At 52.8% G+C, this 21,899-nt stretch carries 15 protein-coding genes; 1 reads left to right on the top strand and 14 read right to left on the bottom strand.

Annotated elements, in window-relative coordinates; all coding sequences use genetic code 11:
- Positions 1 to 32: 32 nt before the first annotated feature.
- The 10 genes from AC0YOA_RS04080 to AC0YOA_RS04125 form a co-directional block, all read right to left on the bottom strand.
- The gene (locus AC0YOA_RS04080; protein ID WP_475785512.1) at positions 33 to 1,949 is read right to left on the bottom strand and encodes a heparinase II/III domain-containing protein; all 1,917 of its coding nucleotides are present in this window, start codon (positions 1,947 to 1,949) and stop codon (positions 33 to 35) included.
- Positions 1,946 to 3,049: a beta-galactosidase BglB gene (gene bglB, locus AC0YOA_RS04085; RefSeq protein ID WP_475785513.1), complete on the bottom strand. Its 1,104-nt coding sequence runs from the start codon at positions 3,047 to 3,049 to the stop codon at positions 1,946 to 1,948. Before bglB ends, AC0YOA_RS04080 begins: the two co-directional genes overlap by 4 nt.
- Positions 3,050 to 3,151: 102 nt before the next feature.
- Positions 3,152 to 4,948: a sensor histidine kinase gene (locus AC0YOA_RS04090; protein ID WP_475785514.1), complete on the bottom strand. Its 1,797-nt coding sequence runs from the start codon at positions 4,946 to 4,948 to the stop codon at positions 3,152 to 3,154.
- A 384-nt stretch (positions 4,949 to 5,332) separates the two neighbouring features.
- Positions 5,333 to 6,979 (bottom strand): response regulator transcription factor, encoded by a 1,647-nt coding sequence (locus AC0YOA_RS04095; RefSeq protein ID WP_475785515.1) that lies wholly within the window; start codon positions 6,977 to 6,979, stop codon positions 5,333 to 5,335.
- A 644-nt stretch (positions 6,980 to 7,623) separates the two neighbouring features.
- Positions 7,624 to 8,592 carry a ring-cleaving dioxygenase gene (locus AC0YOA_RS04100; RefSeq protein ID WP_475785516.1) on the bottom strand — a complete coding sequence of 323 codons (969 nt, stop codon included), beginning with the start codon at positions 8,590 to 8,592 and terminating at the stop codon, positions 7,624 to 7,626.
- 16 nt (positions 8,593 to 8,608) lie between these two features.
- Complete coding sequence (locus tag AC0YOA_RS04105) at positions 8,609 to 9,034, bottom strand: MarR family winged helix-turn-helix transcriptional regulator (RefSeq protein WP_475785517.1); 426 nt, start codon at positions 9,032 to 9,034, stop codon at positions 8,609 to 8,611.
- Between the two features lie 151 nt (positions 9,035 to 9,185).
- The gene (locus AC0YOA_RS04110) at positions 9,186 to 10,163 is read right to left on the bottom strand and encodes a hypothetical protein (protein WP_475785518.1); all 978 of its coding nucleotides are present in this window, start codon (positions 10,161 to 10,163) and stop codon (positions 9,186 to 9,188) included.
- A gap of 97 nt (positions 10,164 to 10,260) precedes the next feature.
- Positions 10,261 to 11,259 carry a cysteine peptidase family C39 domain-containing protein gene (locus AC0YOA_RS04115; RefSeq protein WP_475785519.1) on the bottom strand — a complete coding sequence of 333 codons (999 nt, stop codon included), beginning with the start codon at positions 11,257 to 11,259 and terminating at the stop codon, positions 10,261 to 10,263.
- 130 nt (positions 11,260 to 11,389) lie between these two features.
- The gene (locus tag AC0YOA_RS04120) at positions 11,390 to 12,292 is read right to left on the bottom strand and encodes a helix-turn-helix transcriptional regulator (protein WP_475785802.1); all 903 of its coding nucleotides are present in this window, start codon (positions 12,290 to 12,292) and stop codon (positions 11,390 to 11,392) included.
- Between the two features lie 139 nt (positions 12,293 to 12,431).
- Positions 12,432 to 12,617, bottom strand: coding sequence for a hypothetical protein (locus AC0YOA_RS04125; protein WP_475785520.1), 186 nt, complete (start codon positions 12,615 to 12,617; stop codon positions 12,432 to 12,434).
- 279 nt (positions 12,618 to 12,896) lie between these two features.
- Here AC0YOA_RS04125 and AC0YOA_RS04130 point away from each other — a divergent pair, with 279 nt between their 5' ends.
- Entirely contained in the window at positions 12,897 to 14,099 is a 1,203-nt protein-coding gene (locus AC0YOA_RS04130) for an MFS transporter (RefSeq protein ID WP_475785521.1), read from the top strand.
- Between the two features lie 91 nt (positions 14,100 to 14,190).
- On the opposite strand, the gene AC0YOA_RS04135 is transcribed toward AC0YOA_RS04130, so the two are convergent.
- The 4 genes from AC0YOA_RS04135 to AC0YOA_RS04150 form a co-directional block, all read right to left on the bottom strand.
- Complete coding sequence (locus AC0YOA_RS04135; RefSeq protein WP_475765718.1) at positions 14,191 to 15,432, bottom strand: aminopeptidase; 1,242 nt, start codon at positions 15,430 to 15,432, stop codon at positions 14,191 to 14,193.
- Between the two features lie 151 nt (positions 15,433 to 15,583).
- On the bottom strand, positions 15,584 to 16,465 hold the full coding sequence (locus AC0YOA_RS04140) for an amidohydrolase family protein (RefSeq protein WP_475785522.1): 882 nt from the start codon (positions 16,463 to 16,465) through the stop codon (positions 15,584 to 15,586).
- Between the two features lie 62 nt (positions 16,466 to 16,527).
- Positions 16,528 to 19,629, bottom strand: a complete 3,102-nt coding sequence (locus tag AC0YOA_RS04145; RefSeq protein WP_475785523.1) for a GNAT family N-acetyltransferase — start codon at positions 19,627 to 19,629, stop codon at positions 16,528 to 16,530.
- A gap of 327 nt (positions 19,630 to 19,956) precedes the next feature.
- A complete protein-coding gene (locus tag AC0YOA_RS04150; RefSeq protein WP_475785524.1) occupies positions 19,957 to 21,699 on the bottom strand; it encodes an RNA polymerase sigma factor in 1,743 nt (580 codons plus the stop codon).
- Between the last annotated feature and the right edge of the window lie 200 nt (positions 21,700 to 21,899).

The raw sequence follows: 21,899 nt of genomic DNA on the forward strand, positions 1-21,899 counted from the left end.
CGCCCGAGTTGATCCGGGACGCCTTCTTCCTGTCATTTCATATGCAATTGTAAGGAATCGTTGATCCTGCTCGAAAAGCTGTATTCCGCTTTATAAGCCGCAGCGGTGCCGCGCCGTCTGACCATGACGCCCCAGCGCATCACATCAAGCCGGTGCTCATATCCCCTGAACAGATATACGGTTGTTCCCGGACTGCCTTCCATCTTCAGGGTCAGCTGTTTATCTGCCATCGTCCAGCTTACTTCCCAGTCGTTGTCCGTATCGCAGACCATGGTTTCCAGCATGAGCTGATAGCCATCCGCATCGCCTGGCGGGTCGGTTTCGCTAAAGTTCAGGTCCGATTGCGGCTCGCCGGAGCAGTGGAACAGCCAGTCGAAGACATGCTCCTCTTCATGTCCCGGCGCAGGGATCACCTGAAACTCGTCCTCCAGCCGGTCTTCATGAAGCTGGAGATGGCGGGCGTAATGGATGCCATCATAGACATCATCGGCCGCCACCCTGCAGCTGCTGTTCTCCCTGTCGAATTCCTCGATTCGGCCCACCGGCCGGTTCGGCTGATTCAGCTTGTCGACCATGACGGAATTATGGGCGATTGTTTTGCGCTGCCATTCACGGAACAAGTCTGAGCCGTAACCGCTGTTGGAAATATCCCGGGAGATGACTTCGTCCTTATAGAACAGCTCAAAGTTCATCATGTCGGCATGGGAATGGCCCCGCAGAACAAATCCATATTTGAGGAAGACGGAGGCATCTCCATTTTGCAGCAGGGCAAAATGTATATTCGGATCCACCCGAGACTCTGCGTCCGGCAGTCCTTTTCCGCGAAGCTCCCCGTCGAACTGCTCCTCCTCCCAATTCCTGCCGAACAGCAGTCTGGATACGCCACCGATATTGGCGTCCGCCCTGCCGGTATCCTCCTTGTCGTAGCATTGGGCAAGGGCATAACGATAGGCGGCTTCATCATGAATATTGCGAATCCATTCATACTGATGGGCGTAGTTGCCGAACTTCAGCAGCGGCCAGCCATCATTCGGATTCGGAAATTCGCCGTTCGGGAAGGCATACATGACCGGATACCGGTACATTCTCAGCAGGGCGTCTTCCATCTCGGGAAATTCATAGCCATAAAGTTTGCAGAAAGCCAGATAGTAGGTCATCCCTTCCGCGCAGTAGAAATGATAATGGAAGGAGGCTTCATACCAGAAGCCCTGGGGAAGCAGGCCGTCGGACAGCTTTTTCTTGATCCCGTATTCGCCCTCCGCAGCCAGCTCGCACCATTTTCGCTCATTGAAGAACAGACCGATCATACCCGCCGCCGCTTTCATCCAGCAAATAATATTCGGTGTGACGCCGACCTTCTCGATCAGAAACTCGGCCTCGGGAAGGAAGAAGCGGCGCTTGTACGTCTCCAGCTCATCCATCGTAAATTCATCCCGCACCAGCTCCATGCCGTTGAGCAGCCATATCACGCATACTCCGTCCGTCAGATCCGTACCGGAGAAACGCCCTTCCTGTCTTGGCGGTGTCCGGACGCTGAAGCTGCCATAATTGTCACTGAGGAAGCTGAGCACCTTGCGGATAAACGCCATGTAGGCAGAACCGCCGTACAGGTTGTGCAGCACGGCTGCCGAAAACACCTGCGAGCATACATTTGCGCGGTACATATAGCACCAGGCATCATCCACCTCCTGGGCTGCGCGCAGGCGGCCGCAGCCGCTGCATTTATGCTCATGCGGCTTCTCCGGATCAAAGATAAGCGCAGCAAAGCATTGGTCGCAGAAATAATGATGGCCCCAGCCGGCAACCCGGGAGGCATCGTCCTCGTAGTGGTCGACCCATTTGTCGGTGACCGGCTTTATCCTGTCTACGATCTGGCGGGCCCATGAATGCGTTTTGATTTTATCCCGCACGACCTGCCAATCCTCTACCAGATTCATCGTATCCTTCATTCGGCTGTTCTCCTCTCGGGCTCAAGCTGCCGTTCCCGGTGCTTCAGGCTCTCCACCAGCATCAATAACGTCATTGCCTGTCCATAAGGCATCGGGCAGACCGAAATATCCTTGTAATCCTGCATTGTATCCCCGACACAGGTGCCGTAGGAAACCTCCTGCACCATGCCCTCACTGTCGATGCGGCTCATTACAGCCTGCATCGCCTTCAGCCCGACCTCGCGGTATTTGGCCGGCAGATAGCCCTTGCGCACCGCTTTCAGAATCCCGTAAGCGAAACCCGCCGTTGCCGAGCTCTCTACATAGGAGCTTGAATCGTCAAGCAGCGTATGCCACATGCCCTCTTCCGTCTGCAGGCTGGCGAGCGTCCCGACCTGCCGCTCAAGCGAAGTAACCAGGAACTTTCTCACCCCTCCCGGTACCGGCACGATATCCAGATAATCCACCAGGCCAGCGGTATACCAGGCATTCCCGCGTCCCCAGAGAGCTCCGGCAAAATGATTGTTCTCCATAAAAGTCCAGCCATGATAGAACAGGCCGCTGCGGACATCGGTCAAATATTTTAGGTGGACGAGAAACTGGTGCATGCTCTCCTGCACATAATCGTCCCGGCCCAGCAGCACGCCCATCCGCCCCAGAAACAGCACGGTCATATACAGCGTATCGTCCCATAACTGGCCTTCATTCGCGCTCGTTACAGTCAGATGGGAGATTCCGTCCTCCGGCGTGCGCGGCATGTCCTCCTGGACATATTCGGCCCATTCCCGGCATATTTCCAGATAATCCGGCCGCCTGAGCTCTTCATAGAGATAACTCATCGTCAGCAGCGGGCACATCGTATTGACATTTTTGCGCGGCAGACCCTTCGCAATATGGCGGTCAAACCACGCTGTCAGTTCGTCGAGGATTTCTTTCCTGCCGGTTTCCTTGTAATACAGATAAAGAGCGAACAGGCCGACGCCCTGAGACCAGTCCCACACATCCATCGAGATGATGCTGTCCTTGACGTTCTCCTTGATGGTCGGCTTCAGGTTCCTCATGCCATGCAGTACGTGATCGATCGTGCCCTCAATTTCAGCCCTTGTTAAAGCCCCGATCATTCATCCCACTCCCTTCAACGCTTGATCTACTCCCATTTTACAAGAAATGCAAGCGTTTACTATTGGAGATTCTTGCGTTTATATTAGCTATTTTGACACGGGTCAAGAGGATTTCTCCTCACTTTCGTGCAGTACAGGCAGCCTTATCCGGATCTTCGTTCCCTCACCGATGGCGCTGTTTATAGTCAGGCCATATTGATCGCCGTACAAAATCCGGATCCGTTTATGGACGCTGATGATGCCCACATTGGTATGCCTGTTTTTCTCCAGATAGTGACCGTACAGCTCGGGGGCCAGCAGCCGCTCGACCATTTCGGATTCCATCCCGACGCCGTTGTCACTCACCTCGATCAGCAGATCGCCCTGCTCGGACCAGCAGTCTATCTCGATGATGCCTTTGCCCGGCTTCTCCTCGATACCGTGAATAATAGAATTCTCGATTAGCGGCTGCAAGATGAATTTGGGCACGCGGGAATCCATCAGCCTCTCGTCAAACCGGTAAATCACCTCGATTTTGTCCCCGTAGATAATTTTGTGGATGGACAGATAGCTCTGGATAAAAGCAATCTCCTCCTGCAGCGCCAGCACATCCCCCTTCTTGCCGATGCTTTCGCGCAGCAGCTTGCCCAGCAGATAAACCATCTCGCCGATCTCGTCCTCGCCTTTGATTTTGGCCATGCTGTATATCGATTCCAGCGTGTTGTAGAGAAAATGGGGGTTCATCTGCGCCTGCAGCGCCTTGTACTCAAACTGCAGCGTCCGGTACTCCGCCTTCTGCTTCAGCAGCTTCTCCCGGTAGACCGAATTGAACAGGTCGTTGATCTTCTCGGCCATGGAGTTGAATTTGGCGGCAAGCAGCCCCACCTCGTCACGGCTTTTGGGCACAATGACATGATGATTGAAATCCAGCGAGAAGCTGGACATGCTCTGCAGCAGCAGCCTGATATTCGCCGTAATGTTCTTGGAGATGAACGCCGCCATCAGAAAAGCGATAAACAGCGACACCAGAATGGTGCTGATGGTCCAATATTTGATGCTGTCCGTACCCCGGGTCAGCTGGCCGACATCGATGATCTGAACGATTTTCCATTTGTCGTATACGGTTGAGATCAGCGTGGAAATATAATGCCGGCCGCCGAACGTAAATCCATTTTTGGCTGAATCAAACAGGTACAGCTTGTTCTCCAGATAATATCGGGCGAGCTCCGTAGTGTCCTTCTCCCCCGGTACAAACAGCTCATTATTTTCATTCAAAATCAGAATATCGCCGTCCATCAGCGTATGGACATTGGTGATGATGCTGTTGACATAGCTGCTCTCAAGGCCGATCGCGATCAGTCCGATATATTTGTAGGTGCTGATATCATAAAGCGCCCTGGCCATGAATATGGTGCCGTTATCGCCTTGAAACCAAGCCGCTTTCCCCCGTTTATCGCGGATGCTGTCCATATCAAGCCGCTCCATGAGCTTCTCGTTGTAGTTCTGGAACATATTGCGTTCAATCGAATACTGTTTGTCGTTCACATCGAGGATCAGTACGGATAAGAATGTATCCTTGGTAAACAGCAGCTCGCTGAGAAAATCCGTTACATATTTGTCTCTCACATAGATTTCCTCTGCCGTGACCGCCTTCTGGCCCAGCTTTTCATTCAGACTGGAATTACGGAACTGCTGAAACGCGACTTCTTCAATATCCGTCGTGCGCTTCTCCAGATTGATGCCGATCTGCCCGATCAGATACTCCGAGAATTCTCCCGAATTCCGCTTGATTGCCCCGACGGAGACAAAATAGTTGATCCCGCTGATCATGAGCACCGTAACCAGGATGATCGCCGTGAACGAGATCAGAAATTTGGTTCTCAGCTTGGCATTGATAAAATAATTGATGATGGTGCGCAACAGCGCCACCCCCGGCTGAAGAATATGAATCCAGGCAGCGGCTGCCGCCGCTTTCCTGTACGAAATTGTTCGGCTGGCTTGGTACGAACAATTACCACGCATTTCATGTAAACGTTATCATTTATCTCGATTATTTGTCATTGAGATTCGATAGTTATAAACCTGTGGCGGGTATGGACGGAACAGTGCAGTCCTGAGAGGTATTTCCGGTGCCTCGCACTAGGTGCGACTAATAGATCAAATATTCATAATGATACATTGACGAGGTACTTTCGGTACTCTGCCCGAGGTTTGACGGAGCATATTGGCTTTCAACCTCATGCGGCAAAGCAGCCGCTGGTCTACATACATCTCACTGCTCCTGTACTGCAAGCAGCCGCCCATCTACATCTCGCTTCCCCTGTTCTTGTATTCCTTGGGAGAGATGCCCTCGATTTTTTTGAATACCTGATAGAAATAGGCGTATTCCTTGTAGCCGACCATTTCACCGACCTCGTTGACTTTGTTCTTCGGATCCTTGAGCAGCCGTTTGGCCGCTTCAATTCTCGCTTTATAGACCAGATCGACAAAATTAATGCCCGTTTCCATGCGCAGCAGGCGGCTCAAATAGCTGGAGCTGATGCCGAGATGGTCGGCTACGAGTGTCAGACTCAGGTTCTCTGCGAAATGGTTGTTAATATAATCAACGGACTTCTTGACGACCAGACTGTATTCCTTGTCGCCATTCTCCAGCTTGGTCTTGATCCCCTTAACGAATAAGGCCAAATAATCGGAAGCTGCCTGCATATTCGGCAGACGGTAAACATCATCCAAGATTTCATCAATCCGTTTGTTCATCCCGAATTCATCCCCGGTCAGACGGAAGTAATAACGGGCCGCTACGAGGCAGACATCGGACAGCAGTCCCTTGGCAACCAGGATATTGCCCTCGCTGTAGCCCCTGATTTGTTCAAGCACCTTCTCCAGATGCTTGATCATTTCCCCGCTGGTCGCATGCTCAAGCATCTGGTTGAACTGCTCCAAATCACGGATAATGGATTGCTTGCCCATTTCCCCGGCCGCATGACCGTTTTCCGGGAACAGAACAGGCTCCTCCGCCCGAAAGAAGCTGCTGTCCATCAGCGTCGAGGCTTCGGCAAATGCTTCGGGCAGCTCCCTCAGCTGCTTATACTGCGAGCTGACCGCAATACAGCACAGCAGTCCGTACTGTTCTCTGGCCTGCTCGATCAGCTCCTGGCATACGGCCTGAAGCTTCATTTTGATCTCTCGCGGAGGCAGTGCTCGGGGGAATAGACCAGCTAATACAAGGTCGTCCTGATGGAGCGACTCGATGATCTCAAAGTCCCGTTTGGCTGCCGAATGCCTTGCCATATCTGTGAGCTTGGCCTGCATGCCCAGCCTGATTCTGGCACTGTCCGCACCCTGCAGCGTTGCGAATGTCTGCTTGGAGCGCACAATCAGAACAGCGATGCGGCTGCATGAGATGCCCAACTGCTCGCAGATGATATACGCTTCCGTCTCCGATGCCCGTGCGCCGCCGATCTGCTCGGAAATAAATTTGCTCCGCAGGAAGGGCAGCGAGCTTTGATGACGCTCTTCCAGTCTGTTGATCGCTTCGGTCATATTCTCATTCAGGCTCAATTCCAGATGCCGGTTCTCCAGCTCCATCACGGCGAGCGCGATTACCCGCTCCAGTTCGTCATTACGCACAGGCTTGACGATAAAATCATAGGCGCCAAGCCGGACAGCCCGCTGTGCATAGTCGAAATCCTGGTAGCCGGTTATCAAAATCGTTTTGGACAGCGGGAAGGTCGATTGCATCAGCTCGGCGAGGTCCAGTCCGCTGAGTCCGGGCATCTTGATATCCGTGATCAATATATCCGGCTTGTTGTCCAGAATGACCAGCTTTCCCTCGATCCCGTCCTCCGCCTGCCCGACAACCGCGCAGTTCAGCTTGTTCCAATCGATCGTCTGCACGATTGCCTGCCGAATGAGCGGCTTGTCGTCTATCACTACCACACGTTTTTTCACAGGATTTCCTCCTCACGTTTACCAGTTAGCACGATTATAACCGAAGTCAACCGCTTTTTCCCATACTTCGGGAAGAAATGGCCCTGTCGCCCTCAGAAGCGGAATAGTCCCCCCCTTTGAAAATAATAAAATAGTGAAAGACTTACATGTGAAATCAACCTTCTCTGATATGAAGAGTAGAATTTTTTGCCGTCACATGAGCTTCTTCCACAACTTTGGTTGACAAGTATGGAGACGCACCGGGACGATCGGAAGAGCTGCAGCGAGGTTTTTTCCGGCTTACATGGCCGATGCTGGGGCTAATTAGCGTGTAAGCCGGTTTTTCCTTCCTTGAGCTGCCGGTTGGACCGGGAGAGCGCCGAATCGGTGCTGAAGTAAGGTCGGCGCTATCGCCGGCGCTTCCACGCATCAAAGGGGAACTCTCAAAAAGACTCCCCAAACAACAGCAAGCAATTCAAGCCCCGTACAACAACGCAAAGACGCCTCCAAAGCCACGATAGAGTGGCAGTGGAAGCGTCTATTTGGAATATCAGAGCCGGTATTCATAAAAAGCAAAAATGTCTATTGGGACAGTCCCTGACTGGACAAAAGAGTTCTAGCCTTAACGCTCGCAGCAAGCGGTTCATGGCGCGAAGGTCTGGACATTAACGTTTCGTGTTCAGCGGCTTCAGTTTGGCCTCTATGGATTGGCGTTGATTCTCCAGAAATGGCGGCAGCGCCAGCGATTCGCCCAGGGTCTCGAACTGTTCATCCGTCGCGAAGCCGGGACCATCGGTAGCCAGCTCGAACAGGATGCCGTTCGGTTCGCGGAAATACAGGGAGCGGAAATAATATCTCTCCACGAAACCGGAGTTATGCAGACCCGCCTGATTCAGGATGCCGATCCATTCCATGAGCTCTTCCTTGTCTTCAATCCGGAATGCAACGTGGTGAACGCCGCCTCTGCCCAGACTGGCTGCAGACAAATCGCTGCGCGGCTCGACCTGCACCTCGGCGCCGGAGCCGCCGTCCCCTACCTGCATAATGATAATATCCTCCTGCCCTTCAACCAGCGCCGGCACCCGGCTCTTCTCCGTGAAGCCAAGAAGCCGAAGCGCCCCTAACGTAGCATCCGGCTTACGGACCGTCAGCTTCACGGGACCAAGTCCCGTAATGCCGTAGGCAATGGGAACAGGGCTCTTGTCCCAGGGTATCCCGCCTTCCACGCCAACATTATGCTCATCCGAAATCAGCGCCAGCTTCTGGCTTTCCGGATCCTCGAAGAAAATCACGTTCCTGCCCGCATGTCCGGTAATCGGTGAATGCCTGACGCCTTTCTCAGTGAAGCGTTCGGTCCAGTACCGCAGCGCGTCGTCATTCTTCACCCGCAGTGAGGTTCCCGAGATACTGCTCACCCCTTCTTTGTTCGGCCCGATTCCGGGAAAATCAAAGAAGGTAAGCTCCGTGCCCGGCTTGCCCCGTTCATCCCCATAGAACAAATGATAAGCCGAGGTATCGTCCTGATTGACTGTTTTCTTAATCAGGCGCATGCCGAGGACATCCGTATAAAATTGATAGTTGCCTGCTACGCTTCCTGTCATAGCTGACAGATGATGAATTCCTTTTACATTCATGAGATTGCCCCGCCTTTCACGCTCTTAGTTTTCTTAACAGCTCAAGCAGCAGCTTCTGCTCGCCTTGGTCCAATGATTGAAATTGGGATGCCTGAAACTGCTCCTGGAGCGGAACAATTTCATTGAAAAGAAGCCGCCCGGCTTCCGTAAGCGAAATATATTTGGTCTTCCATTCCTGCTCACGTCCGATCAGTCCAAGCTCCTCCACCTTGTGAATGAGCTGGGTGATATTTCCTTTGGTGACGACCAGTTTCTCTGCCAGCTCCTGCTGACTGATTCTGCCAGCTGCGCCTACCTGAGCCAGGACATCGAACTGTGCGGCAGTCAGCTTCCACTTCTTCAAGTGGTGATTGGTTTCGCGGATGCTCCGGTTGTAAAAACGGGACAGCCGAAACCACAGCAGGATGCCCAATCGCTCTTCCTTCCTGGTTAATGCACTCATGTCCGCATCCTCACGCACCCGCTTCACCTCTTTCCTGCAGCATTACCGACAAAAATAATTTCTAAACTTGTTGTCAGTATACAACTAAACTGATAACAAGACAATCCATCTCAACCTCCGCCGGCGGCATTCGGAATCCCTTTATCCGTCATTACCTCAAGGCGATATCATTGAACCGGTTATCCACCGTTTCACGCATCAGCCCCTTCAGCGACCGGATTGCCGTCTCTTCCACCATCAAGGCATCGTCGAACAAATCAATCATATCCTTGGCTTCGCTCGCATTCAATCTCCGGACCGGCATCATGTCGACAATCATCATCGCCAGCTGTTGGAATATTGAATCCAGCCTCGCATAGGCATCCGCAGCTTCACAGATCTGCGGCATCCAGCGCACCAAAGCGGCGATGTAAGCATGGCTGTCTCTTTTGGCAGCTCCGTAACAGCGGATAATCTCCTTCAGTCCGGCTGGATCGTAATGACAGCCGCGAAGAGCATATATGATCGCCCCATAAGCCGAACGGCCGCAGGCATACTCCTTCTCAGGCAGCATCAAGTCATGGGATTCCCATTTATAGATAGCCTGCAGGAGAGACTCCTTGTAAATCTCCATCTCGTCCGATTCGATCCGGGTTTCAAAGGTCTGAACATACCAATAAGGCGATCGGTTACAGCCAAAATCGCCATACGGCAGCGCATCATAATCTTCTGCGGTGCCATCGGAGATATAGAGCACTTCCCGCTCATCATCATAGCCCGCGGCTATCGCAAATTTATCTTTCCAGATAACAGCGCCTGTCCCGCGGTCAAGGGAGTCTTTGACAGCGGCCACCGCCTGCCTCTGATAGAGCGGGAACGTGGGCTGAAAATGAAATCCGGCATTCTGCGAAGCGGTCACGCCCAGAAAATCCGCAGCCAGAAAATGTTCCGCCATCCAGTTGTATGCCGTCACGGATTCCGGGGTCAGCCTCCGGTTGACCGTGAAACGGAAGGCCGCCGCGGTCATCCCCGCAAGCATGGGTTTGGAACAGGCAATCCATCCCATCGGGAACAAAATCCCGTGCATGGCATCGATATAGGATTCGGATTCTGCGGTCATCCTCTGACCGGTTAATAAGACGGCTCCCACTTGAATCACTCCTTCCTTAAAAGCTTTCAGCTTACGCTTCCCAAGACTATATCCGCCTGCTCCGCCGGTTATCTCCGGGCTTCTTATCCAAATTGCATTATCGCGGGGAATGCGCTCCCCACCTGGGAATCGTAGTTCGTTTCGGATCCGGATATCGGGCGGATAATGTCTGGAATAGCTCCATTGCCTGCTGCTCCAGCATTTCGGCAGTCTTTAGCGCTGCAATCAGCTCCACGCTTCTCTCCTGTTCAACATGCCTGGATCCCCCTGTCTCCACGATGCAGCTCTCTATAGCGGTCGTCTCACCCACAAGACGATCATAGAGACTGAAGGCCACGTCTGCTTCATGCCAAATCCCCAGAATATCATGCAAATAATCTCGAATTTCCTTCCTGGAATAAAGGAAGGAATCCAGAATATAGACAGCTCCCCGCGCATCATATCCGCCTGCCTCAAGTGCCTCCGCAAGAAAGGTATAAGCCAGCTTCCCGGAAGCAATTTCCCGTCCAGGCAGCGTTTTATAAGGCGTTTCCCAGTCATAGACTGCCAGCCGGAAGGATTCCAGAATCATTTCCTCCTGCGGAATCTCCACTTTCTCTCCGAAGCTCTGGCAGTACCAGAAGTGCGTGAAATTAAGGCCGAAATTATCATACAACACAATCCGGCCCTCATCCGTCCTCCCATCCTGTACATAAAAGATCCCGTCCTCATCGTCATACCCGTGAATGACACCAAATTCAGGAATCCAATAGATAACGCCTATGCCGTTGTTCAGGCTCTCTCTTACCCATTTCACGGCCTCCTGCCGGTAATGGGAAAAGGTAGCATGCCTCGTTCTTCCTCCATCAATCGCTGTCCATATGCCCAGATTATCGATGGCAGGCTTATGCTCCGTCACCCACTGCCCGTAAGCGGATACGGACATCGGCAGGAGCTGCTCGTGAACAGAGAATTTGAACGCCATTCCGGTATAGCCGGAGAGCATATATTTGGGGCCGGCAAACAGGTTGGCCGCGGTCAATACCGCATAGAGGCTGTCTGTGAACGATTTCGATTCCCGCTTCATGATGAGATGGTCCAAATAAACACCGGACAATATTCCGCGCCCCCTCTTTTCGCACCGCGCACCGCTCATAGTTACCAGGCAATGGTCTCTGGCTCTCCGTATCGCGGCGGTCCAACAGTCCGCTTGATCGTATCTCTGGCTGGATTGTCACCGGCCGCCTTCACTCACGCTCCACAACTCCCAGCCGCTGAAGCGTTTGTTGACACAAATGAGCCAATTTCTTCTTCAGCCATTGCGGAGACTCAAGCTCCTTCCATTCTGCTACAAGCAAATGCTGCAGGAAGGCATCCGCATCATAGAAGGATATCCGGTAAAGGAGTCCATCCCGGGACAGGATCGGGTAACCCTTCCATGTATCGCCATGGACTGGACGAAGCATCTGTATCCGCGCTGTATAAGGTTTAAATACAGGGGGCGGATTGCCCAGGCCATCCGTCTCCATATCCTCGGAATACTCGTAATGCGACTCCGTCAATATGAGCTGCTGAATCTGATCCAGACGCACTGTTATTTTCAACCGCTGCCGGGCACAATAAGCGGCAATATAATCAGCGTTCACTTGGGAAATCAGCTTTAACGGATAGAGCTGAGCTTGCCGGGCGGCTCCCTGATCGGTATAAGTCATCTGAACGACAAGCTGCTGCCGGACGGCATGGCTGAGCAGCTCCAGATTATGCATCATGCGCGGATTAGCTTCAAAAACGGGCAAGCGAAAGCTGCTGCCGCTCCCCTGTTCACCCGTAAAACGCTCAAGCAGCTGCGCCACCCGGCGGATGGCGTCCGCATTATCGTAATTGTAGTTCCGGTACCGGTGGGCCAGGTATTTCAGCACCTTCTTCTCGTCCTCCGTCATATAGAGATGAGGCAGGACGTAGGCTTTGTCTTCATAACAATAGCCCCGATGCCTGGCAACATATAATAAAGGCGCCCGCAGTGACATTTCCAGATATTCAATATCGCGCTGCGCCTGCCGTTTGGAAATTTCGAACTGCTGCGCAAGCTTCGTGCTGTTAGGGTAACTGCCCTGAATAATCTGCTGGTCAAACCATTGAATCCGATGCATATTGCTCACTTTCAGCAGCCCTCCTTAACGGCAGATGCCCGTTTCCTTCCATTACAGCACTGAACAGTCTTTGCTTGCAAGCGGAATTTATGGAAAAAGGCCCGCCCCATCAAGGGAACGGGCCGTCCTTCCGGATAGCCTAGCTGATGGCTTCCACTTTCTCCTGCGGTGCGTTGATGCATCTTTTGCAAACCTTGACCGGCGTTCCATCGGACTTTGTCCGTGGATAAAGCAGTTTTATTCTGGTTCGGCTGCAGACCGGGCAAGTTCCCCGGCCGCGCGAGGGCAGACTCCACAGCACACGGCCTCTTTTTGTTTTTGCCACATTTAAACCCCATTTCATGCCTCAGCTCTTTTTTTCAACTATCACAAGTGGTCTGTGTCCGGCAGGCATCCGGCAGCCCGGCTGGCTTGACTGGATGAATCACGCCTTTCACTGCACTTGCACTCATTATAAAACAGCTGGTGCGACATAAAATGTCATCCCAATTGCACTCAGGAAAGAAACATCCGGGCCAAGCCGAAGCCGCCCGGCGCAAGCTTGTATTTAAGCCTGCCTGATTATCTGCTATATTGAAATAGCAAAGGAGCGGAATAACACATTATGGCAATGACATCCACTACCCCCGATATCGCTGCAGGCGGCCAGTCCCTGACCAAAGGATTAATTTTGCTCATGAGCGCGGCCTCCGGCATGGCTGTGGCGAACTTATACTACAACCAGCCGCTGCTTGCGGATATCGGGCGCACTTTTCACGTTTCATCCGACGCTGCCGGGCTTATTTCGATGTTTACGCAAATCGGATACGCTCTCGGCTTGTTTCTGTTCGTCCCTCTCGGCGACATCAAAGAGCGCCGCGGTTTGATCACCGCCTTATTGGCTGCCGTCACCGTATCGCTGCTTGGCGTCTGCACTGCCCAGAGCTTAACCTGGATCTACATCGCCAGTCTGGCAGTGGGCATTACGACCGTAGTGCCGCAAATTCTGATCCCCCTGTCCGCTCAAATGGCTTCACCACAGGAACGCGGCAAAGTAATCGGGACGGTAATGAGCGGACTGCTGCTCGGCATCCTGCTTGCCAGAACCGTTGCCGGTCTGATCGGCGGAGCGTGGGGCTGGCGGACCATGTATGCAATCGCCGCCGCGCTCATGCTTGGGCTGCTGATTGTTCTTCGTGCGAAGCTTCCGCGAAGCCAGCCGGGTATGTCGGCCTCCTATACGGAATTGATCAAATCGATCGGCGGTTTGATCCGCCAATTCTCCACGCTGCGGGAAGCCGCTCTGATTGGAGCTGCAATGTTCGGGGGCTTCAGCGTGTTCTGGACATCGCTGGCTTTCTTCCTGGAGGGCGGCACTTATGGCTACAGCAGCCAGGTTGCCGGATTATTCGGCCTTGTCGGGGTCGTCGGGGCCTCCGGGGCTCCGGTCGTCGGAAGATTGTCGGACCGATTTCAGCCGAAGATTCTGGCAGGTCTGCTGATTGCGGTTACGTTCGTTTCGTACCTTTTCTTCGGCTTTGCCGGCACTTCGTTATGGGGGCTGATTGTCGGGATCATTCTGCTCGATCTTGGCGTGCAGGGAACCCAGATTTCCAATCAGGCCCGCGTGTATGCCCTTGATCCCGCCGCCCGCAGCCGGTTGAACACCGTATTGATGGTCAGCACATTTATTGGCGGCGCCATCGGATCAACCCTTGGAAGTTACGCCTGGCATAATTGGGGATGGACTGGGGTCAGCTGGGCAGGAGGCAGCCTGATTGCCGCTGCATGCCTGGTATGGGGCAGTCACAGACTGCGCGGCAGATGACAGATCGGCTTCTATGCATCCCGAAACGAAAAAAAAGCTGTTCACCGGATTATGGGACTGACCCCCAATGTCCAGTGAACAGCTTCTTTCCTTATATTGCCCAGCCGCCTTTGCGGAATATGGGTACAGTGGAACCATCATGCAGAATGCCGTCGATATCCATCTGATCCGAGCCAATCATAAAGTCAACATGCGCTATACTTTGATTGACGCCATGCTTCTCCAGCTCCTCAGGCGGCATTGATGCGCCCCCTTCGATATTGAACGCATACCCGCTGCCGATAGCCAGATGATTGGAAGCATTCTCGTCGAACAAGGTATTCAGGAACAGCACGCCGGACAGGGAGATTGGCGATTCATGCGGCACCAAAGCCACTTCCCCCAAATAGTGGGAGCCCTCATCCGTATCCACCAGCTGCTGCAGAATATCCTGTCCTTCCTCTGCCTCCACCTTGACAATCCGGCCGCTCTCGAAGGTCAGCTTGAACTTGTCGATGATATTGCCGCCGTAGCTGAGCGGCTTGGTGCTTGATACAATGCCGTTCACACCGTTCCTCTGCGGTACGGTGAATACTTCCTCCGTCGGCATATTGGCCATGAACAGGACACCATTCTGGCTCGTACTGCCTGCGCCCACCCAAGTATGTTTCTCGTTGAGCTCGATAGTCAAATCCGTTCCAGGCGCTTTGTAGTGAAGCTTATATATCTTCTTGTCGTTAAGCAGCGACACTTTCTTATGTAAGGCTGCATTATGCTCCTCCCAGGCTCTGACAGGATCTTCCGCATGAAGACGAACCGAATCGAAAATAGCCGCCCACAGCTTATCGATCGCTTCCTGCCCGGATAATGCCGGGAATACCTTCTGCGCCCAATCCCTGGTGGAAGCCGCAGCAACGGTCCAGCTGACCTTATTGGATTGGATCGCTCTGCGGAATTCCTTCAACCCCTGGCCGGAGGCCTTCTGGAAATTGCCGATCCGCTGTGGATCGATTCCTTTCAGCAGATCCGGGTTGGGAGAGACAATGGAAATAAAGGCTGCGCCGTTATCCACAAAAGCTTGCCGTTTGGCCGTTTCCCATTCCGGAAACCGTGTGAACACCCCATCAGCCGCCTTCTCATATTTCAAGCGGGCTAATGCCTCGTCCGTCCAATCCACATGGACATTGCTTGCTCCAACCTCATAGGCCTTGCCTGCCACAAGGCGGATAAATGAGGCGATTTCGATTGTCGCTCCATTAATAAACACCTCTTGCCCCGGTTGGACGTTGACGCCTACCTTCACAATCAGCTCTGCATAAATTTCCAACAGCTGTTCGAAATTTTTCAAGGACATCTACCTCCTGCACAATAATCTGGAACTAATTCATTATACCCGCACCGGATATGCTAAACAATCGCCGCCCTTACAAACTTCTTTCCCCATGCTTTCATAAGGCTTAGCCGGGCGGGGTGGTGAAGCTAACGAAATGGTCATGATATCTCCTTTAATTCGTCAGCTGCTCCAGCCTTTGTCCGATACGTGGAAAAACCCGAAAGGCGTTATGATAGAACACTTCTTCATGAAACTTCTCGGGAATCAGCTGTCTGACGAAATTGATATACACCCCGATGGGAGCGAGCGGCCAGTCGGTTCCAAACAGCATCTTCTCATAATTGTCCGCATAGACGAGCGCTCTTCTGAAGTGATCCATGAACAGCGGCTCATTCTCGAACCGGTCGAACTTGAGCTGGTCTCCTACAACCAGCCCGGACAAATCGGCGTAAACATTCGGATTTTTGGAAACGACCTCCGCAGCATCCATAACCCAGGGATCGCCCAGATGGCAGATCATGAAACGCACCCCCCTTTGCTGATAAGCCAGCTCGTCGACGGTGAGCGGGTGGGAATATTTCAGAAGGCCGTTCATGGAATACGTATCGCCGGTATGAATCACCACGGGAACATCGTAGTGCTTGGCCAGCTCATAGATCGGACCATAGGTTTTGTCCGTTACATAATAATGATAGTAACCGGCGTAAAGCTTGATTCCCGCCACATCGGAGGATGCAAGCCGCTTCTCGATCCTGTCGAGCTCCCTCTTCTTCTCCGGAGAATCAAGCCTGACCGGATTGATCCCGACGCATTCCATCAGGAAAGGAGGGACGGATTCGGCCAGATCCAGCCCCATGGGATTGGAGGCAAGAGAATCCGGGAAAGCCCCGGCTGTTTTTTCCTGCACGCCCATCCCGATGCCCAGGATAACATCGCTGCGGTCAAACTCCGCTTTAAGACCGGCAGCGGAATAATCGACACCCGACAGCTCGCGCGCCGTACGGTGAAAGCTGTCGATATCCGACAAATGAATATGAATATCGATGATTGGCATAGCTACCCTCCATTATATTTAATTGCCGGTGAAAACCAGGCGGAGCATGCTCCGCCAGTTCATTACCCGCCAAAGCTGATTTCGGCTAATGCCCGCATATCCGTGTACGATAACGGGGTGCCGGCGAACGTGTAAAATACGGGAGCCGCCCATACCGTGCTCCCGGACGGCATCAGACTGCTCTGAGAAACTCCGTGATGGATAACGAGATTATTGGTATACATCCATGCTCTTGATCCCGGATAGCGGTTCAGCGTATGCAAAGCGGCGGAGCGGTTATCGCTGCCAAGACGGATTACGCCTTCCGATTCGATTTCCACTCCTGCTTTGCCGCATCTGTAACGGGTCCCGTTGTCCTTCTCCATCCATCCCTGCTCCAATGATTCGCCGGGGAGGAGAAAGCTGTTGATCGTGCTGTGGAAGCTATTGTAGGCCATTTCCGTTCCATTGGCCAATCGGGTAACGCAGCAGAGCACGGGAGCTCCCGGCAGCAGCAGCGCAAATAATGTCAGCTCCATACCGCCGTACCGCTCATGCTTCTCAATATGTGTGTGAAGCGCTATTCCGCTCCACTCATTCCCCCGGTTGTCGGTCAATGAAGCAAACGCGGCGCTTCGCCGCTCATCCTGCTGGCTTAGCGGTGATATACCCTGAACGGAAGCGGAGATTCCGCCATGCCATGGATTCCACCAGGAACGCGGTCCTGCTTCGGGATATGAACTATCCAGCCATTCTTCTCCGTTATGCCTGAGCGAGTGAAGTCCTGCGCCAAATGCCGGAGATGCTTCGATGGTCAATGTGCCGTTCGAACAGCGGTAAGTCTGGCCGTCTTCGCTTTGGCGAATTTCCTGTTGAACAGGCGCAAGGCCCACAGGGATCAGTACGGTTCCGCGTTCAATGCTCAGCTCCTCGGTCTCGAAGCGCATCCGGACCGGCTCGATTGAGCCAGGGACGAAAGACTTGAGCGCGAATACTGCCGAATGAAGAGCGTCATCACGGCGGAACGTTTTATGGAAAACCTCCGGCGCGGTCTCAGGCAAGGACAACGTCATATCGCCGGCAAGCGGCTGATTCCGGTGCTGCTTGATACTCACATCCGCATCCTGCGCGACGAATGGATTTCCCCCATTTACGCTCAATTCCAAATGATCCTGCAGCAGAGGCTGAACCGGATCTCTCCTTTTGCGAGCGAAGGAACGGAAATCCCACCAATCCGGGAATGTGCCTATCGCCAGAAAAGTCGATGCAGTGCGGACGGTTTCACCTGCTGCCAGCCCGCCGAGTTCATATTCGACGCCAAAATGCCATTCCATTTTTACCAGTCTTGCCGAGGGCTCCCAGCAGAATCCATGGGATAATTTCTCACTCCGGCTGAACAGCCAGTTTTCGCTTATCCGGTTAATATCCCAGTCGTCGTACTGCGCGGCAAAGCGGTCCTTCAGATCGTAATAACGTCCGTCATAGGGAAGCACCAGGCCTTCCGAATGATGATAGAACCCGTCGATCAGGTATTGATCCTCTCCGCTTGAATCCACGGAAACCGAAGCATTGTGCACTTCAAAATAACGTTCCACAATTCCGCTGGCATTCAGACGGTTGAAGGCTGTAAAAGCCATGCCCGGAAAATCCTCCGACCGGTAATCCGCTTCCAGCACCATCGCATCTCCCTGCGGATAAATCCTGACCTCTTCCGCTTTTTTCTTGCTGAATTCCGGGGAGTAGGGCTTCCCGATTCTGGGAAAGGTCCAGTTGGTATGATGGCTTCTCTGAAAATGGGAGGTCCAAAGTTCATTGTTGTTCTTGTTCAGTCCCATTGAATACGGTCCGTTCACGGCGACCCAATGGTCCACGATATCTCCCCCGTAACGGCCGGTGTTTCCTTTGAAAATACCCCAGATACGGGCGGTGAATGAAACGGGCTCCGAGCCTTCGGCGATCGCTTTAATCACCACATTCTCGGAGAAAATACCGAAATCCTTTAACAGGTAAGGAACCGTTACAGCGGCCTTGCCTTTGGCCGGAATACGGATCGAGATACGGGGATTCTCAAACTGTATAAATTCGGATGGCGGGAATTCAAGCTCAAAAACCGCCGGTTCCTTGAAATTGTTCTCAAAGGTAAGGAAGGCTTCCTCCCCGGCACCAATGTACTGCTCCTGGTTTTTCACGTCCAGCTTCACTCTTGCCGGAAACTTGGGTGCGATCCCCGTCCGAAGCTCCGCATGCCTCCCATTAATCGTCCAATCCGATACAACCGCAGGATGCGTTCGCCAGTCGCTTTGGTCTTCCTGGATCGGAAGGAGTTCGAACTCGCCCTCTACGACAACAGTATCCGCAACCCTGACGGTTTGCTCCAACGCGAATTGAACCGTCTTGTCATTGCGTCCGCGAATCGTACACTCCAGAGGCTCACCCGTCTTGTTCCGAATCCGGTAACGAACGGGATAGCGGCTGCCAAACACCAGATCGTGATCGTCAATTTCCGTATGTATCGCATATTCGCCGGTTTCAATCAGGCTTATTCCTCTGCCTGTTTTCTCGAACTCCACACGCAGTGATGTCCCGTCCTTCTCCCAGGCGTATTCAAAGTAATCAAAGCCGTTCTCCGAATGCCCGTCAGGGCGAATCTCCAGCTTGCGTTTGCTGTCGGCATACCAGTCGAGCCGCTCCAGAGAGGGCCGGAGAGCATCCGTCATCAGGACAGTCGGAATAAAATTCATCAGATGGACCGAATCTTCCTTCTTCTCCCAGAAGAAGCCGGTCTTCTTGTACATGGGAACCGCTTTCGTGTTTCCTGCCCAAGTAAACAAATCCAGCCTGGGCCAGCCCATCTCCACGGTGGTTTCAACGGCTTTGAGAATGAGATCCCTGCCAACCTTTCTTCCGTGATAATCCGGCCTTACATTCAGGAGCGGCACATACAGAGCGCCTTCGTCATGCTGGTACTGGGAAAAGCTGCAGTAGCCCACCACTTCTTCTCCGTCTACAGCCAGAAACACCTTCAGGTTGCCGGCATTCTGAAGCTCCCGCTTGACTCCGTCCGCGCTGCGGATACGGCTGCCCCCTCCCCAGCTCTCCTGGCTGCGGTTCCACATGTCGGCAACAGCCTTCGCATATTGCGGGGTATATTCTATAATCTGGATATGTTCTTGTGAATGACTCAAGCTTAATCTCACCTCTTGTCCGTATAATGGCTGATAGCTGATCGAATTTATTCTAAATTGTAAGGGATATTCCGAGGCCGGTAAAGTGCCACCCTGCGTATATATTCCATCATTCCCCTTTCCGCAATTATTAGGCCGTCCATCGCCATCTGCATAAACAAGAAGAAACGGCTGTCGCCGTTCTTTGGCGGCGCAGCAAGTTTCTTCCCTCAGACCTTATAGAAATCGATAAATGTGAAATTTATACTTGCTATAAGTGGAAAAATGGCAGCCGCTCCAACTCCAAGCCTGCTGCCATTTTGATCGATGCTCGATTGCAATTATTGCTTATCCCAACTTGTCCAGAATATTCAGCAGCTTCGATACTCCTGCCTGCTCATACATCTTAATGGTTTGCAGCAGTTCGATGGATTGCCGGGCATTCTCAGGACTATTCGGATCTCCGCCTTCCGGGAACGGGAACATTTGATGCAGTGCCCCGTAATGACCGGAAATCACTTCATACAATTCTGCCGTTTCCCCAAGCAGTCCCCGTATCTGCTGATCCGCTTCATCCTGCTGAGGCCATCCCGACAAGACTTCCTTCACAAATTCCAGCGCATTTCTGCGGCCGTCATTGATAACAGCGATGTTATAGGCATTCCCGTTCGGTTCCACATTACCTTCCCGGAATGCTTCGCACCATACATCGTAAGCCTTCAATCCTTTGACGGAATCAGAAGGCGTATTCGTTTCTCTTCCCTCATAATGGTCCACAATCATGCGCAGGGCGTTCCCGACCTGGTCGCGCCAGCTCGTTTCAATTGGCGTATCAAGCGCCAATACGAATATTTCTTCGAGCACGCTCCGGCCCAGATTCTCGTAAGCGAGCGTATCCCGTCTGCCGCATTCTTCCGCCAGCAGCAGCCGCTGTTCATCATCATAGCCGTAGAGAATCCCGAACTCGGGGAAGAAAATATCCCAGGCCAGGACGGGGTAACCCCGGTCCAGCGAATGATGAATCAAATCGAGCGCATCCGGCAGCGCATGATGAATCTCTCTTTTGTCCATCGCTTCTTTCGCAAGCAGAGAAGGATCGATCAAATTGGTGTTGAGGCCGATTGAAGCTGACAAACCATCGACAAACCTGGCGTGAAATCCCGCATTTCGCAGCCCTTTTGTCATGCTGTCGCCAAAGTTGTACGCCGTCGGGCCGGCAATATGAACGGTCTTCGGTATAATGTTGATGCGAAAAGCCTGGCCAGTCAGCCCTGCGACCATCGGGTAGGATAAACGTTTATCCGTATATTTCAGCATCGTGTAAAGGGCATCTACTGCCGTATTCCAGCTTCTAACCTCGGAGATCGTCTCCGAATCCGGTAAAATGACTTTCTTCATGCTTCCCATATCCTTCCTCGTCTTGATATAGGAGTCAACGGTCACGCGGATTTTCTCCTGGATAACCTTCTTGCGGGAGCGCGAAATAATCTGGTAGACATTGGCCGTGGAAAGCTCAAATAATTTCGCAATCTCCCGGGGAGACAGCTGATCGAAAAAATGGGACTCGAAAACGAGCCTTTCCTGCGGCTTCAGGCATTCGATGATCCCTGTCAGCACATGAAGCGTTTCCTGCCGCAGCAGTTGTTCTTCCGGGACATCTTCACGGGCAGAACGCTCTTCTGCCGATCGGCTCAGGCGATGAAGAATCGCATCCAGATTGTTCCATTCACCGTGTACGGCCTTCTCCGCCCCAGCGGGCTGCAGCGCAGAGAACGTTCTCTCTCTGGCAGCTGGACTGCTTTTCATCCGGGTAAAGGCCTGGTTCCGAACGATCCGGTGCACCCACGGCAGGAAGCGTTCCATATCAACCAGCTTCCCAAGATGCATAAACGCTCTTACAAGAGCGTCCTGCACAATATCCTCCGCCAGAAAGGATTCTTGCGTAATGGCTCTGGCGTAGCCATACATCTTGGACCGGTGCCGCTTGACCAGCTCTCCGAAGGCTTCCCGCTCGCCCGCTTGGGCGTGCCGCACCAGTTCCGCATCCTCCAGCAGTTCCCAGTTTATGATCTCTCCGCTCCAGTTATCCAAGGGCATATCCCCTCGCAGTGATGATTGTTGACTCCCTTTATTGACTTGCAAGGAACAGGATTTCTGACAGTTTCATAAAAATCCCATAAAAAAATTCCGGCTGCGCATGCAAAAGCGGTTTGTCATCGGACTTTTAAGTTGATTATAGCAAAAGAAACCGTTGTCGATAGAGCCGCTGCCAATATCCTTACAGCTTGGTA

The sequence above is a fragment of the Paenibacillus sp. JT22N12 genome (genome assembly GCF_056269365.1).

Coding starts and splice junctions, on each gene's coding strand:
- AC0YOA_RS04080 (WP_475785512.1), bottom strand. CDS start 1,949: ATGAAGGATACGATGAATCTGGTAGAGGATTGGCAGGTCGTGCGGGAT.
- bglB (WP_475785513.1), bottom strand. CDS start 3,049: ATGATCGGGGCTTTAACAAGGGCTGAAATTGAGGGCACGATCGATCAC.
- AC0YOA_RS04100 (WP_475785516.1), bottom strand. CDS start 8,592: ATGAATGTAAAAGGAATTCATCATCTGTCAGCTATGACAGGAAGCGTA.
- AC0YOA_RS04105 (WP_475785517.1), bottom strand. CDS start 9,034: ATGAGTGCATTAACCAGGAAGGAAGAGCGATTGGGCATCCTGCTGTGG.
- AC0YOA_RS04120 (WP_475785802.1), bottom strand. CDS start 12,292: ATGCATCGGATTCAATGGTTTGACCAGCAGATTATTCAGGGCAGTTAC.
- AC0YOA_RS04130 (WP_475785521.1), top strand. CDS start 12,897: ATGGCAATGACATCCACTACCCCCGATATCGCTGCAGGCGGCCAGTCC.
- AC0YOA_RS04135 (WP_475765718.1), bottom strand. CDS start 15,432: ATGTCCTTGAAAAATTTCGAACAGCTGTTGGAAATTTATGCAGAGCTG.
- AC0YOA_RS04140 (WP_475785522.1), bottom strand. CDS start 16,465: ATGCCAATCATCGATATTCATATTCATTTGTCGGATATCGACAGCTTT.